Here is a 14292-nt window from a genome sequence, read left to right as displayed (position 1 = left end):
AAAGTCCTTATGATCCTGAAAATAATTTATTGAGAGCTTAATGAAAATATTAGTCGCTGTAAAAAGAGTTATTGATTACAATGTACAAGTAAGAGTAAAAGAGGATGGTACTGGTGTTGTCACTGATAACGTAAAAATGTCAACTAATCCGCCTGATGATAATGCTGTAGAAGAAGCTGTCAAAATTAAAGAGTCTGGTAAAGCAACCGAGGTAATTGCTATTACAATCGGCGAAGAGAAAGCTCAAGAAACTGTAAGAAAAGCTTTAGCAGTAGGAGCAGATAGAGGAATTCACGTTAAAGCTGATGGAATTTTGGAGCCTTTAGCGGTATCAAAAATTTTACAGAAAGTTGTTGAGAAAGAAAAACCAGATTTAGTCTTCATGGGCAAACAAGCTATTGACGATGACTGTAACCAGACAGGTCAGATGCTAGCAGCTTTATTAAATTGGCCACAAGCTACTTTTGCGTCAAAAATTGAGGTAAAAGACAAATCTCTAGATGTAACTAGAGAAGTGGATGAGGGATTAGAGACTATATCAGTTAATGTACCCGCAATTGTTACTTGCGATTTAAGGTTAAATGAACCTAGATACGCGTCTTTACCAAATATAATGAAGGCTAAAAAGAAGCCTCTTGAGCAATTAAGTGCTACAGATTTAGGCATTGATACTAAGCCAAGAATCGAGCAAATTAAGGTTGAAGAACCTCCTAAAAGAAAAGCAGGTATCAAAGTAGGAAGTGTTGCAGAGTTAGTACAAAAACTTAAAAATGAGGCAAAAGTAATTTAATGTCAGTTTTATTAATAGCAGAACATACAAATAAAGAATTAAAACCATTTACTTTAAATGCGATAACCGCTGCTTCTCAAATAGATCAAGATTTACATGTATTAGTGATAGGTCACAACTCTGACGGTGCTGCAAAAGCTGCTTCAGCGGTTCCATTAGTTAAAAAAGTAATTCAAATTGAAAATCCTATTTATGAAAATTATTTAGCTGAAAATTTTACCCCAGTAATTATAAAACATGCTGAAAACTATTCTCATATAGTCTGTTCAGCTAATACGTTTGGTAAAAATTTAATGCCGAGAATTGCTGCTTTAATGGATTGTTCACAAGTAAGCGATATAATTAAAGTAATTTCTCCAGATACTTTTTTAAGACCAATTTATGCAGGAAATGCTTTTGCTACAGTCAAAAGTAATGATAAAAAAAAATGTGTAACTATAAGACCGACATCTTTTGATGCTGCACCATCTGACGGTGGATCAGCAGAAATAGTAAAAGGTGATGGAGCAGATGAATTTACTTTGACTAAGTTTGTTAAAAAAGAGGAAGTTAAATCTGATAGACCAGAGCTTGGAACTGCGAGAATTGTAATTTCTGGTGGTAGAGGTATGCAGAGCGGTGACAATTTTAAATTAATCACTGCTATAGCAGATAAGTTAAACGCTGCAATTGGTGCCTCAAGAGCTGCAGTCGATGCAGGCTATATTACAAATGATCACCAAGTTGGACAAACAGGAAAAGTTGTAGTCCCAGATCTTTATATTGCAGTAGGTATTTCAGGTGCAATCCAACATCTTGCTGGGATGAAAGAAAGCAAAGTAATAGTTGCAATTAACAAAGATGGAGAGGCTCCTATATTTAGTGTAGCAGATTATGGACTTGAGGCAGATTTGTTTGAAGCATTGCCGCAATTTCTAGAAGAATTGAACAAATTAAACACTATACAAAAATAACAAATATTGTAAAAAAATACCATTATGTCTAGAGAAGTAATGGAATATGATGTTGTAGTTGTTGGTGGAGGACCGTCAGGTTTGTCAACCGCAATTAAACTTAAACAACTAAATCCAAATATAAATGTTTGCATTTTAGAAAAGGCTGCAGAGATTGGCGCCCATATTCTTTCTGGAAATGTTTTTGAAACAAGAGCTTTGGATGAGTTAATTCCAAATTGGAAAGATTTGAACTCACCTATAAAAACAAAAGTAAAAAAAGAAAAATTTCTGTTTCTTGGTAAAAGTAAATCACTAAGCTGGCCTACATGGCTTTTACCTAAAGTACAACAAAATCATAAAAATTATATAATTAGTCTTGCAAACTTATGTAGATGGCTTGCTGAACAAGCAGAGGCACTTGGAGTGGAAATTTTTCCTGGATTTCCTGCAAGCGAAGTTATTTATAATGACGACGGATCTGTAAAGGGAGTTGCTACACAAGATATGGGAATTGATAAAGAAGGAAATAAAAAAGATAGTTTTGAATCTGGAATAGAGCTTCATGCTAAAGTAACCGTATTTGCTGAAGGCTGTAGAGGTCACCTAGGAAAAGAATTAATTAAAAAATTTGAATTAGATAAAGATAAAGATCCACAACAATATGGAATTGGTTTTAAAGAAATTTGGGAAGTTGATGATAGTAAACATGAGGAGGGGCTAGTGATGCATACTGCTGGATGGCCATTAGACAACAAAACCTATGGAGGTAGTTTTATCTATCATGCTGAGAATAAACAAATTTTTTTAGGATACGTGATAGGGTTAGATTATCAAAACCCCCACTTATCTCCTTTTGATGAATTCCAAAGATTCAAAACTCACCCTTCAATAAAAAAAATGATTGAGGGAGGAAAAAGAATTTCTTATGGCGCAAGGGCGCTCATAGAGGGTGGTTTACAAAGTTTACCAAAAATGTATATGCCAGGTGCTTTACTTGTTGGTTGCGATGCAGGAACTTTAAACATGCCAAAAATAAAAGGTTCTCACACGGCAATGAAGAGTGGGATAATAGCTGCCGAGACCATTAACGAATTTATTAAAGATAATAAAGACCTATCAAGTTATGAGGAAAAATTCAAAAAAAGCTGGGTTTATGAAGAGTTACATGCGGCTAGAAACGTGAAACCGAGCTTTAGTTGGGGACTAATTTTAGGAATAATATTTACAGGAATTGATCAGATACTCTTTAGAGGCAAGTTACCATTTACTCTAAAACATAAACATGCCGACCACGAATGTTTGAAGCCTGCTAGTGAGATGCCTAAAATTGAATACCCAAAACCTGATAATAAAATCACATTTGATAAAACAAGTTCTGTTTATCTAACAGGAACAAATCATGCAGATAATCAACCAGTGCATTTAAAATTAAAAGATAAAGATTTACCAATTAAATACACTCTTGAAAAATTTGATGAGCCAGCACAAAGATATTGTCCAGCCGGAGTTTATGAAGTTCAAATAGAAAGCAATATTCCAAAGTTTGTAATCAATGCACAAAATTGTATTCATTGCAAAACTTGTGATATCAAAGAACCATCACAAAACATAACTTGGGTCACACCAGAAGGCAGTGGTGGACCACGATATGGAAATATGTAATTAAGAAAGATCTATTGCAAACTTTTTCAAAGTTTCAATTGGGATTAGTTTTAAAGTATTTTCATGTGTTTTTTTTAAATAAATAGGACAACCTTTTCCAGCCTCAACTGCTTTAGCATACCAACCCGCACAAACACACCAACTATCACCATTTTTTAAACCAGGAAAGCCAAATTCAGGATGTGGGGTAATTAAATCGTTACCCGCTTGCTTGCACCATTCTAAAAATTCATCATTAACTTTTGCACAAACTGTATGTACTCCAGTATCATTTTCATCTGTTTTACAACAACCATCTCGATACCAACCAGTTAAAGGATCTAAAGAACAATCTTCTAAAACTTCACCCAAAACATTTTTTTGTTTATCAGACATTAAATAGTCTTTGATATTTTTTTATCTACTTCAAGATTAAAAGAGAAAGATCTTCTTTCACCCTCAACTGAAAATGGATATGCAGTGTGCATTAAGTAGTTTGGGAAAATTATCATATCTCCAACTTTAGGTACATGGTTGTGTATACTATTTGAAAGAAAAGATTTTTGACCACTTATAAAATCTATTGTTCCATTTGTTTTTGTATTTTTTTTATTCTTTGTTAAATTTTTTGGAATTTTTAAGTAACCAACACCTGAAATATCTCCGTCATGAAAATGAATAGGATTGTATTCATTTTTAAATTGTCTTACGACCCAAAAATTTTTTATTTTTATTTTATTTGTGTTTTGGTTTATTGATTTTTTAATATATGAGGAAATATTTTTTAACAGAAACTTTTTAATTACTTTACTTGTGAATTGATCTGATAATCTTATTTCTTGGTACACTTGTCCAACAACTTTTTTAGAGTAATCATTTTTTTTTGACAATTTTTTATTAAAAATTATCTTATCAACTTCTAAATTTATTTTATTAACAATTTTTTTTGGAATTTTAACTTTTGCTAATACTGGTCCAAACGGATTAAATATTTTCATTTTTAAATTTTTGTAGGATTAGGCTGACCTTTGTATACTTTTTCTGGATCAAATTTTTTATCTTTTTCTTCAAAATTCATTTTTATATTTCTTGCATTATCTATTTTTCCAAGCGGAATAGATCTATAAAAACAAGATCTATATCCAACATGGCAACTTGACCCATCTCCAATATCAACACTTAACCATACAGAATCTTGATCATCGTCAATTCTAATTTCTTTTATTTTTTGAACAAATCCACTTGTTTTACCTTTATGCCAAATTTGTTTTCTCGATCTACTCCAATAGTGCGCCTCTTTTGTTTCTATTGAGAGTTTAAGAGCTTCAACATTCATAAATCCATGCATTAAGATTTCTTTCGTTTTTGCGCAAGTTGTCACAACAGGGATCAACCCGTCATTATCAAATTTTGGTGATAATAGGCTACCTTCCTCAATTTCAGCGACATTTTCTCTTTTTTTAAACATTTCAAAGATTTTTTAACATATTAAGAAATATAATAAACATTTTAAAATTATAGAATTAATATATAAATCTCACTTTATGAAATTAGTAAAAAACGAAAACGAAAAAAAACAAGAAAAAGTTACAGACGAAGAGGCTAGAGAAGCATTTGTAAAAATTCTTAAATGGATAGGTGAGGACCCAACTAGAGAAGGGCTTCTCGAAACTCCAAAAAGAGTAACTAAAGCATTTAAAGAGTATTTTAAAGGTTACCAAGAGGATCCAAAAGAAATATTAAACAAAACATTTGGTGATGTTGAAGGTTACAGTGATATGGTGGTTCAAAAAAATATATCAGTGCAAAGTCACTGTGAGCACCACATGGCGCCTATAATTGGAATTGCGCATGTTGCATATATTCCAAATCAAAGAGTAGTAGGGCTCAGTAAAATTGCTAGAGTAGTTGAAGTATTCTCAAAAAGATTACAAACTCAAGAAAGACTAACAGTTCAAATAGCCAATACATTAATGGAAGCATTAGATGCTAAAGGAGTTGCGGTAACCATAGATTCAACTCATCAGTGTATGACTATGAGAGGTATTAAAAAAGAACAGGCTACAACAGTTACTAATTTTTATTTAGGTCAATTTAGAGACGATTTAAGTTATCAAAATAGATATTTGAGATTCATCGCAAAATAATATTAATTAACATAAATGTCAGATAAATTTAAAGCCTTGGTTTTAAACCAGGAGGGTGAAAATTTTACTAGAGAAGTAAAGGACCTAGATAAAAGTTTTTTAAAACATGGGGATGTTACTGTTAAAGTAGATTACTCCAGTTTAAATTATAAAGATGCATTAATTTTAAAAAATGGTGCAAGATTAGTAAAAGAATTTCCACATATTCCAGGTATAGATTTTTCAGGTACGGTTGTTGAAAGTCAAAATCAAAAATTTAAAGAAGGCGATGAAATAATTCTTACCGGATGGAGAGTAGGCGAGATTTATTTTGGTGGCTACTCTCAATATGCAAAAGTGAATGGAGAATTTCTAGTTAAAAAACCTAAATCTCTTACATCCAAACAAGCAATGATATTAGGTACTGCAGGGTTTACTGCTTTACAATGTGCTTTTACTACAAAACAAACCAGAGAAGTTTTACTACTTGGAGAGAAAGTTCAAGATGTTTTAGTTACTGGAGCATCAGGTGGAGTTGGTAGTATTGCAACAATGATCTTAAGTAAGTTAGGATGTAATGTAACTGCTGTTACAGGAAAGGATAGTAACAAAGAGTATTTAACATCAATCGGTGCTAAAAACGTACTAAATACAAGTGAATTAGATAAAGAAGCAAGACCATTAGATAAAGGCATTTACGATGGAGCAGTTGATACAGTTGGAGGAAATGTTTTATCAAATGTTTTATCTCACGTTAAAGATGCTGGAATAGTTGCAGCTTGTGGAAATGCATCAGGAATAAAACTAAATACCACGGTAATGCCTTTTATTATAAGAGGTGTGAAGCTTTGGGGTATAAACTCTGTCACAGCATCAATTAAAAGAAGGGAATTTTTGTGGGGGGAAGTAGAAAAACTAGTTGATTTTGCTTTACTTGAAAAATCTATAAAAGAGGTAAGTCTTGGCGAATTGATTGATGTATACCCAAAAATGTTACAAGGGAAAACATCAGGAAGATATATCGTCAATTTAAACAAATAATGGATTGGGATAAATTAAAAATTTTTCACGCTGTTGCTGAAGCCGGGAGTTTTACAAGTGCCACAGTAAATCTAAATCTTAGTCAATCAGCTATCAGTAGACAAATTCAATCCCTTGAAGAGGATTTAAAAGTAAAATTATTTGAAAGACATGCGAGAGGACTTACTTTAACCGAAAATGGTGAATATGTTTTTAAAACTGCCCATGAAGTGATTAGTAAATTAAAAGAAGTTGAAACATCTCTTTCAGATCAAAAAAATCATCCAACAGGCAAAATTACAATTACAACAGTTAGAAGTTTTGGTACACACTGGCTAACACCTAGAATTCAAGAGTTTATGCAACTCCATCCAGAAATTGAGGTTGAGTTAATTTTTGATGATAAAGAATTAGATTTAAGCACAAGACAAGCAGACATTGGAATTTTTATGAGAAGACCCAAACAGCTTAATTATATTCAAAAAAAGCTAATAGATATTAACTACCATATTTATGGATCCACTAAATATCTTGAAAAACATGGTATGCCAAAAACCATTACAGATTTAAATAAACACAGATTTATTTCATTTGGAAAAGGAACACCCTCACCTGTATATAATCCAGATTGGGCACTTAAAATTGGTATGAAAGACAATAAAAAAAGAAAATCTATTATGAAAGTTAATAGCGTTATGGGCCTATTATTAGCTGTGGAAAGCGGTGTTGGATTAGCTGCGTTACCAGATTATTTAAGTTATCAATCAAATAATATAATTAAAGTTTTACCTAAAGTAGAAGGACCAATTACAGAGGCACATTTTGTATACCCACAATCAATGAAAAACGTTGCTAGAGTTCAAGCTTTTAGAAATTTCCTTTATAGCAAGATTTCAGAGTGGGAATTTTAAGATTGACATCTGCGTCGATCTGTGCGATTGATAATCATTATCATTGAGAATAGTTCTCAATATCAATAGTAACAGTGCGGAGAAACGGAGATAAATGAAGAAAATAAGCATAATATCAATCTTATTTACTTTGATTTTTGGTTATTCAGTTGCATCAGAAGTAAATGTTTTTAATGCAAGACATTATAAAGCTGATGCTGAACTTTATAGTAAGTTTACAAATAAAACTGGAATTAAAGTAAATTTAATTAACGGAAAAGCAGGAGCTCTTGAAAAAAGAATGATTGAAGAGGGCGCTGACTCTTCTGCAGACCTTTACATAACAGCTGATGCTGGAAGATGTGGGGTTTTCAAAGCAAAAGGAATGACGCAAGGTGGATTAATTTCACCAGCTATTAAAGCTGCTGTACCTGCAAATTTTAGGACTTCGCATTGGACTGGGATCGCGAAAAGAGCGAGAATAGTTTATTACGCACCTGAACGAGTTAGTGGAGCTGAATTGTCAGGCTTAACATATGAAAGTTTAGCCGATCCAAAATGGAAAGGTAGATTAGTAATCAGAAAATCTAGCAATATCTACAATAAGTCTTTAGTGGCTTCATTAGTAAAAAATAATGGAAAAAAAGCTACAGCTGAGTGGGCAAAAGGCGTTGTTGCCAATATGGCAAGAACACCAGAAGGTAACGATAGAGCACAAATTATGGCGGTAGCTGCGGGAGAAGCTGATATTGCAGTTGCTAATACTTATTATTTGGCACTTATGCTATCTGGTAAAAAAGGTCCAGAGCAACAAGAGGCTGCTAAAAAAGTTAAAGCATTCTTTCCAAACCAAAATGATAGAGGAACTCACATGAATATTAGCTGCGCTGCTTTAGTAAAAGGTGCACCTAATAAATCAAATGCAATTAAACTTGTAGAGTTTTTATTAACTCCAGAGTCCCAAGAGCACTTTGTTAATAATACATTTGAATTTCCTATGATTGATGGTGTTTCAGCAAATCCATTAGTTGTAAACAATATAGGTTTAGATTTTAAACAAGATCTAAAAACTAAGGTTTCTAGCTATGGTGCAAAACAAGCAGACGCATTAGAGGTAATGACTACAGCTGGTTGGAAATAAGTATGAAAGATAAAAAAGAATTTATTTCTGAGATTAATTATAATAAATCAGCAGAGCCATGTCCTGCATGCGCAACTGAATGTGAAAAAATTAATAACAGGATAAATAAAAGAAATTTATCTGAGATTAAAAACGAGGAGGTTCCGCACATCCTAAAAGTTTTTGATTTCTAAATTTCTTAATTTACTCGTCCACGGTATTTTACCCTTACCGTGGACGTTTTTTTTACGATTATAAGGCGGATTATAATATGAAAAAAATTAATTTTTGGTATTTATCATCTTTCCTAATATCATTTGTTGTAATAATTCCAATTATTACAGTAGGAATTAGTTTTTTTGAAGAGACCAGTAATTATTATAAAATTTTAAAAGACACTTTTTTAGTAGAATATATTTTAAATTCATTAACTTTACTTGTGTTGGTTTTAATATTCACATTTGTAATAGGAACAGGAACCGCTTACTTAGTATCATTTTTTAAATTTCCTTTTAGCGATTTTTTTAAATGGGCATTAATTTTATCTTTTGCAGTTCCTCCTTATATTTATGCATACTCTTTAACAGCCTTTTTTGATAATTATGGAATTGCTTATACTATTTTAACAAATATATTTGGTGAAGGTGAATACAACAAAATAATTCCAAAAGTTAATGGAATGTTTGGTGCGACTTTATCAATGACATTTTCTCTTTTTGCTTATGTCTTCATACTCTCAAGAGCATCATTTCTGTATCAATCTCAAAATTTAATTGATCTAGGGAAAAACCTTGGTTTTTCAAGATTTAAATCGTTTTTTAATATAATATTGCCAGCAGCACGTCCTGCAATAGTTGCTGGATTATCACTTGTGGCTATGGAAACTTTAGCTGAATTTGGTGCAGTAGATTTTTTTTCCATAAATACGTTAACAACAGGCATTTATAACTCCTGGATTGCTTTTGATGACCTTGCATTTGCCAACAGAATAGCTTCATTACTGTTACTTTTTATATTTTCTTTGTTCATAATAGAAAACCTATCTAGGAAAAAAGCCAAATATCACTTTAATATTAAGGGGGGTTTCAAACAAAAGGAAAAAATAAAACTCTTTGGTTATAAGTCCTTATTAGCATTTATTCTATGTTTTTTTGTATTTTTCATGAGTTTTTTATTTCCACTAAGTCAAATGTTGTATTGGACAATAAAGTTTCCTGAAAATTTATTGGATTTACAAATTATTACTCTATTATTGAATACACTTTACTTGGCTTTATTATCGAGCTTGGTTTTAATAATATTTTCTTTAATTTCAAATTATGGAAACAGAGTAACAAATAATAAAATACTTAATATACTATCCACTTTATCAATTTCAGGTTATGCAATACCAGGTGTAATACTTGCAGTTGCTTTTATAACTTTTATTGCGTGGTTTGATAATACTATTGTTAAATCATTAGGGTTTTTATCCATAAAAAAAGTATTTATTGGTTCAATATTAGGATTAGTAATAGTTTATTTCATAAGATTTTATTCTTTAGCTTTTAATGGAATTAAATCTGGTTATGAAAAAATAAACATTGCTGTTGATGAAAGTGCTTATTTACTTGGTTACTCAAAAAGAAAAACTTTCACGAATATACATATACCTTTTTTAAGAAACTCGTTATTATTTATAATAATATTGATTTCTTTGGAAATAATAAGAGAGTTGCCTATCACATTAATTTTAAGACCCTTTAATTTTGAAACTTTTGCTACCACAGCATATATATCAGCATCAGAAGATTTACTTGAAGCAGCTGCAGTGCCTTCTTTATTTTTAATTTTAATTGCTTCAATCTTTATTATAATTGCATCAAAATATATTTTAAGAGAAAATAATGGATAATTTTTTTGAAGTTAAAAACGTTGATTTTATTATTGATGGGAAAACAAAAGTTAAAAATATGTCGTTTTCAATTGAGAAAGAAGGTGACATTGTTTGTTTGTTAGGACCATCTGGAATTGGAAAAACTACAATACTCAGAGCTATCGCTGGACTACAAAAAATTAAAAATGGCCATATTAAATTAAAAGGGAAAGTTTTAGCCTCAGATAAAATAAATATTGAGCCTGAAAATAGAAATATATCTTTAGCTTTTCAGGAGAATAGTTTGTTTCCACATTATACTGTGGAAAAAAATATATTATTAGGCGAAGAAAAAAATGCAGATAATAAAGATAAACAAATAAGCTTTCAGGAGATAGTTGATATATTAGATATTTCTCAAATACTAAATCAATATCCTCATCAAATTAGTGCTGGTGAGGCTCAAAGAGCTTCTCTTGCAAGATCACTTTTATCTAAACCAGATCTACTTTTATTGGATGAGCCTCTTTCAAATGTAGATCAAAGTCATAAAGAAGATATTCAAGAAAAGTTAAAAAAAATGCTATCAAAATTAAAAATAACAACAATAATTGTAACACATGACTCTTATGAAGCTTTTTATCTAGGATCAAAATGTGGAATAATCTTAAATAATCAGCTTAAACAGTATGATGATCCTTACAATGTTTACCATCTACCTAATTCTATTGAGGTTGTTAATTTCTTAAATAGAGGAATTTTAATACCCGCTAAAGTAACGAGCCCGAAAAGCTTAGAAAATGAGGAACTAGGCACTATAACTGGAAATTTTGTTAAACCATTTCCATTGGGAGCAGATGTGAAACTTTTAATCCAACCAGAGGATTTAGAACATGACGATAAAAGTAATCTTCAGTTAGAAGTTGTTGATAGAAAGTTTAGAGGTACAAATTTTATTTACACTTTGAAAACTATCAAAAATTTGCTCATACCCGTATTTGTTCATTCTCATCATATTCATCAACATGACGTACAAGAAAAGTTTGGAATTAAAAGACCAATACACATAGAGCACTTGGTATGTTTTTAAATATTACTTGTCACTAACGTACACAGAAACACCTCTAGCGTTGATATCTACATCAAATTTTTTATGAAGAGGAGGGAATGCTCTTTGTGAGCAATCTAATCTATCGCAGGTTCTACATGAAACACCAATTGGTATTTCAGTTTTTTTATCGTTAAGACTCAAATTTTCAGTGTAAACAAATTCTTTAGCATATTTAGCCTCGCAACCTAAGCCTATTGATAAAATACTTTTTGATTGGCCAAATCTACCAACACCTTTCTCTACAGTTCTTGCAATACAAACATATTTTTCACCATTGGTCATTTTACTGACAGCTGCCTGAATGACACCTGGCCTAGTAAATGCAGAATAAACATTCCATCTAGGACACGCCCCACCATATCTTGGAATTTCAATACCAGATAAAGAAAATCTTTTTGAGATATTTCCAGCAACATCAACTCTTAACATATGAAAAGGAATTCCTGGTAGTTTTGGATCTTGTAAACAAGTTACTCTATGAGCTACTTGTTCAAAGGATGTAGCAAAAGTATTTTGAAGTAATTCTAAATCATATTTTAATTTTTTACATTCAGAATGAAAAAGTTTATACGGCATTAATATAGCTGCTCCACAATAGTTTAACAAAGCTATTTGCGTTAAACTTTTAGATTCTTCAGAGGGAAATTTAAATTCAGATAAATAATCATTAATTATATCTATAGCACCTTCTTGCGCAATCTGCGCAGCTGCATGAAGCTTTTTTGTTTCAAGTGAATTATAATCGCTTAATAAAAGTTCTTTTTTGTTTTTGTTATAAATTTTTGAAAATGGTTTTGACTCCTCAGGTATTACATCTTTAACGGTAATTGAATATTCTGTTTTAAGAAATTCACAAAGAGCAATATATCTTGTACGATTGTTCATTTGTACTTTTTCAAAAACTTTATTTGCAAAATCTTCAAGTTTTGGAAAATAATTTTTCTTTTCTTGTAAAAAATCTGAAATTACTTCTCCTGGAAAACTAGTTTTTCTACTGTCAATAATTTTGCCAGATAAACTTTCGACCTTATTAATCATCTCATGGTCTTTTTCTTTAAATTGGTCTCCAAGTTTTATTAACGCTCTTGCAATTTTAGGATTTGTATTAACGAGATCTTTTACCTCTGGACCAACAATATCTAAATCTTCAAATAATTGGTCGTCTAACAGTTCAGAAATGTCGTTAACTAAATTTAAATCAGATTTCTTTGTTAAATCAGAAAGCTCAATCTTCAGTTCTTCGCAAACCTTTAAAAGCAAATCTCCATCAATTTTTCTTTTCCCGCTCTCTATTAAGTTAAGGTAGCTTGCTGATATACCTAATTGCTCAGCCAGCTTATTTGCTTGAAGTCCTAATTGCCTCCTAAAAGACTTGATTTTTGGCCCTATTTTAAGATCTAATTGACTCATATTTTCTATTTGTAAATTTTGTAAATTATTATTTACAATAAATTTCCACATTTTACAAGCTTTTTAGAAAAAAAAGTAGCTTTTGTAAACTTTGTAAATTATAAAGTTTACATGAACGACAAAAACAAGATCAAAAACCAAGATAATAAGGCTCAAAACTACAATAATGAGCCTCAGAATCACGAAAATAGATCAGGCATTTATTTAAGAGATGATCATTGTGATTGGGGTTCAAGCGGTATGAATGAATTTACCAACGAGTTTGGTAAAGATAATTAATACCTCTAAGTCTTATAAATCTTACAAAATAGGAATTTAATATGAGTTCGGAAACTAAAGTTTCTTATGAATTAAAAAGGTTTGCTGGAATTAAAAGAGATTACACACCAGAGGAAGTGGAGAGATTAAGGGGCTCAATAAAAATTGAATATTCAATGTGCAAACATCAATCTCAAAAGCTTTGGAGATTATTAAACACAGAACCATATGTTAATACATTAGGTTCTTTATCAGGAAATCATGCAGTACAACATGCAAAAGCAGGTTTAAAAGCAATCTATTTAAGTGGATGGCAGGTAGCTGCTGACGCAAACAGTGCAGGTGAAATGTATCCTGATCAATCGTTATACCCGTATGACAGTGCTCCTAAATTAGTTGAGTCTATGAATAATGCTTTAATAAGAGCAGATCAGATTCAGCACATGGAAATAAAAGATGGAGATATGAAATCAAAAGATAGAGTAGATTACATGCTACCAATTATTGCAGATGGTGAGGCAGGTTTTGGTGGACCTTTAAATGTTTTTGAACTAGCTAAAAAATTTATTCGGGCTGGAGCTGCGGGAGTACATTTTGAAGACCAGTTAGCAAGTGAAAAAAAATGTGGACACATGGGTGGTAAAGTTTTAGTGCCTACAAGCACAATGATTAAGAATTTAAAGGCTGCAAGACTTGCTGCAGATATTGCCGATGTTCCATTAATTATTTTAGCTAGAACAGATGCCAATGCTGCAAAACTAATTACAAACGACCATGATGAAAATGATAAACCTTTTTTAACAGGAGAAAGATCTCCCGAAGGTTTTTACTACGTAAAACATGGAATTGAACAAGCAATATCTCGAGGATTAGCATATGCGCCTTACTCAGATTTAATATGGTGTGAAACAGCAACACCTAATTTGGAGGAGGCTAAAAAATTTGCTGATGCAATACATTCAAAATATCCTGGAAAATTATTAGCTTATAATTGCTCTCCATCTTTTAATTGGAAAAAACATTTATCAGATGCGGAAATATCTACATTCCAACAAAAAATAAGTGAAATGGGATATAAGTTTCAATTTATAACGTTAGCAGGATTTCATACTCAGAATATTGCAATATTTGAATTA

Annotated in this window: 16 protein-coding genes; 12 read left to right on the top strand and 4 right to left on the bottom strand. The window is 31.5% G+C overall.

The window, feature by feature from the left end; genetic code table 11:
- The first annotated feature begins 40 nt into the window (after positions 1-40).
- Genes AMN73_RS03735 through AMN73_RS03725 form a run of 3 tightly spaced genes read left to right on the top strand, consistent with a single transcriptional unit; the run spans position 41 to position 3387 of the window.
- The gene (locus AMN73_RS03735) at positions 41-790 is read left to right on the top strand and encodes an electron transfer flavoprotein subunit beta/FixA family protein (protein ID WP_075534943.1); all 750 of its coding nucleotides are present in this window, start codon (positions 41-43) and stop codon (positions 788-790) included.
- The gene (locus tag AMN73_RS03730) at positions 790-1743 is read left to right on the top strand and encodes an electron transfer flavoprotein subunit alpha/FixB family protein (RefSeq protein ID WP_075534942.1); all 954 of its coding nucleotides are present in this window, start codon (positions 790-792) and stop codon (positions 1741-1743) included. Before AMN73_RS03735 ends, AMN73_RS03730 begins: the two co-directional genes overlap by 1 nt.
- 24 nt (positions 1744-1767) lie before the next feature.
- The gene (locus AMN73_RS03725; RefSeq protein ID WP_075534941.1) at positions 1768-3387 is read left to right on the top strand and encodes an electron transfer flavoprotein-ubiquinone oxidoreductase; all 1620 of its coding nucleotides are present in this window, start codon (positions 1768-1770) and stop codon (positions 3385-3387) included.
- On the opposite strand, the gene AMN73_RS03720 is transcribed toward AMN73_RS03725, so the two are convergent.
- Genes AMN73_RS03720 through hisI form a run of 3 tightly spaced genes read right to left on the bottom strand, consistent with a single transcriptional unit; the run spans position 3388 to position 4834 of the window.
- Positions 3388-3762, bottom strand: coding sequence for a DUF2237 family protein (locus tag AMN73_RS03720; protein ID WP_075534940.1), 375 nt, complete (start codon positions 3760-3762; stop codon positions 3388-3390).
- Complete coding sequence (locus AMN73_RS03715) at positions 3762-4364, bottom strand: putative 2OG-Fe(II) oxygenase (RefSeq protein WP_075534939.1); 603 nt, start codon at positions 4362-4364, stop codon at positions 3762-3764. The genes AMN73_RS03720 and AMN73_RS03715 overlap by 1 nt, the downstream gene beginning before the upstream one ends.
- A 2-nt stretch (positions 4365-4366) precedes the next feature.
- A complete protein-coding gene (hisI, locus tag AMN73_RS03710) occupies positions 4367-4834 on the bottom strand; it encodes a phosphoribosyl-AMP cyclohydrolase (protein WP_075534938.1) in 468 nt (155 codons plus the stop codon).
- A gap of 76 nt (positions 4835-4910) precedes the next feature.
- Here hisI and folE point away from each other — a divergent pair, with 76 nt between their 5' ends.
- The 7 genes from folE to AMN73_RS03680 all read left to right on the top strand — a co-directional run bounded on the left by folE (position 4911) and on the right by AMN73_RS03680 (position 11467).
- Positions 4911-5513, top strand: coding sequence for a GTP cyclohydrolase I FolE (folE, locus tag AMN73_RS03705; protein WP_075534937.1), 603 nt, complete (start codon positions 4911-4913; stop codon positions 5511-5513).
- Between the two features lie 15 nt (positions 5514-5528).
- Complete coding sequence (locus AMN73_RS03700; RefSeq protein ID WP_075534936.1) at positions 5529-6533, top strand: acrylyl-CoA reductase family protein; 1005 nt, start codon at positions 5529-5531, stop codon at positions 6531-6533.
- The gene (locus tag AMN73_RS03695) at positions 6533-7423 is read left to right on the top strand and encodes a LysR family transcriptional regulator (RefSeq protein ID WP_075534935.1); all 891 of its coding nucleotides are present in this window, start codon (positions 6533-6535) and stop codon (positions 7421-7423) included. Before AMN73_RS03700 ends, AMN73_RS03695 begins: the two co-directional genes overlap by 1 nt.
- A 94-nt stretch (positions 7424-7517) precedes the next feature.
- Positions 7518-8543 carry an extracellular solute-binding protein gene (locus AMN73_RS03690; RefSeq protein WP_075534934.1) on the top strand — a complete coding sequence of 342 codons (1026 nt, stop codon included), beginning with the start codon at positions 7518-7520 and terminating at the stop codon, positions 8541-8543.
- A gap of 2 nt (positions 8544-8545) precedes the next feature.
- Entirely contained in the window at positions 8546-8716 is a 171-nt protein-coding gene (locus AMN73_RS04440; RefSeq protein ID WP_179850077.1) for a hypothetical protein, read from the top strand.
- A gap of 77 nt (positions 8717-8793) precedes the next feature.
- Positions 8794-10416: an ABC transporter permease gene (locus AMN73_RS03685; RefSeq protein WP_075534933.1), complete on the top strand. Its 1623-nt coding sequence runs from the start codon at positions 8794-8796 to the stop codon at positions 10414-10416.
- A complete protein-coding gene (locus AMN73_RS03680; RefSeq protein WP_102133241.1) occupies positions 10406-11467 on the top strand; it encodes an ABC transporter ATP-binding protein in 1062 nt (353 codons plus the stop codon). The genes AMN73_RS03685 and AMN73_RS03680 overlap by 11 nt, the downstream gene beginning before the upstream one ends.
- Before the next feature lie 3 nt (positions 11468-11470).
- Here the strand turns inward: AMN73_RS03680 and AMN73_RS03675 are convergent, their stop codons facing one another.
- Positions 11471-12949, bottom strand: a complete 1479-nt coding sequence (locus tag AMN73_RS03675) for a helix-turn-helix domain-containing protein (RefSeq protein ID WP_256997840.1) — start codon at positions 12947-12949, stop codon at positions 11471-11473.
- A gap of 60 nt (positions 12950-13009) precedes the next feature.
- On the opposite strand from AMN73_RS03675, the gene AMN73_RS04435 reads away from it, so the two are divergent.
- Positions 13010-13177, top strand: coding sequence for a hypothetical protein (locus AMN73_RS04435; RefSeq protein WP_179850076.1), 168 nt, complete (start codon positions 13010-13012; stop codon positions 13175-13177).
- Positions 13178-13218: 41 nt separating this feature from the next.
- A partial coding sequence (gene aceA / locus AMN73_RS03670) for an isocitrate lyase (protein ID WP_075534931.1) occupies positions 13219-14292 on the top strand: 1074 nt, incomplete at its 3' end.

The sequence above is a fragment of the Candidatus Pelagibacter communis genome, assembly GCF_001179965.1.
In the GTDB taxonomy this organism is placed as follows: domain Bacteria; phylum Pseudomonadota; class Alphaproteobacteria; order Pelagibacterales; family Pelagibacteraceae; genus Pelagibacter.
The sequence above is the reverse complement of the archived record's forward strand: the minus strand, read 5'-3'. Positions and strand labels throughout refer to the sequence as shown.

What these genes read in the sequence shown, in the direction of transcription:
- AMN73_RS03715 (WP_075534939.1), bottom strand. Translation starts at nt 4,364, where the DNA reads ATGAAAATATTTAATCCGTTTGGACCAGTATTAGCAAAAGTTAAAATT.
- folE (WP_075534937.1), top strand. Translation starts at nt 4,911, where the DNA reads ATGAAATTAGTAAAAAACGAAAACGAAAAAAAACAAGAAAAAGTTACA.
- AMN73_RS04440 (WP_179850077.1), top strand. Translation starts at nt 8,546, where the DNA reads ATGAAAGATAAAAAAGAATTTATTTCTGAGATTAATTATAATAAATCA.
- AMN73_RS03730 (WP_075534942.1), top strand. Translation starts at nt 790, where the DNA reads ATGTCAGTTTTATTAATAGCAGAACATACAAATAAAGAATTAAAACCA.
- AMN73_RS03685 (WP_075534933.1), top strand. Translation starts at nt 8,794, where the DNA reads ATGAAAAAAATTAATTTTTGGTATTTATCATCTTTCCTAATATCATTT.
- AMN73_RS03675 (WP_256997840.1), bottom strand. Translation starts at nt 12,949, where the DNA reads ATGTGGAAATTTATTGTAAATAATAATTTACAAAATTTACAAATAGAA.
- AMN73_RS03725 (WP_075534941.1), top strand. Translation starts at nt 1,768, where the DNA reads ATGTCTAGAGAAGTAATGGAATATGATGTTGTAGTTGTTGGTGGAGGA.
- AMN73_RS03695 (WP_075534935.1), top strand. Translation starts at nt 6,533, where the DNA reads ATGGATTGGGATAAATTAAAAATTTTTCACGCTGTTGCTGAAGCCGGG.
- AMN73_RS03720 (WP_075534940.1), bottom strand. Translation starts at nt 3,762, where the DNA reads ATGTCTGATAAACAAAAAAATGTTTTGGGTGAAGTTTTAGAAGATTGT.
- AMN73_RS03735 (WP_075534943.1), top strand. Translation starts at nt 41, where the DNA reads ATGAAAATATTAGTCGCTGTAAAAAGAGTTATTGATTACAATGTACAA.
- AMN73_RS03700 (WP_075534936.1), top strand. Translation starts at nt 5,529, where the DNA reads ATGTCAGATAAATTTAAAGCCTTGGTTTTAAACCAGGAGGGTGAAAAT.
- AMN73_RS03690 (WP_075534934.1), top strand. Translation starts at nt 7,518, where the DNA reads ATGAAGAAAATAAGCATAATATCAATCTTATTTACTTTGATTTTTGGT.
- hisI (WP_075534938.1), bottom strand. Translation starts at nt 4,834, where the DNA reads ATGTTTAAAAAAAGAGAAAATGTCGCTGAAATTGAGGAAGGTAGCCTA.
- AMN73_RS04435 (WP_179850076.1), top strand. Translation starts at nt 13,010, where the DNA reads ATGAACGACAAAAACAAGATCAAAAACCAAGATAATAAGGCTCAAAAC.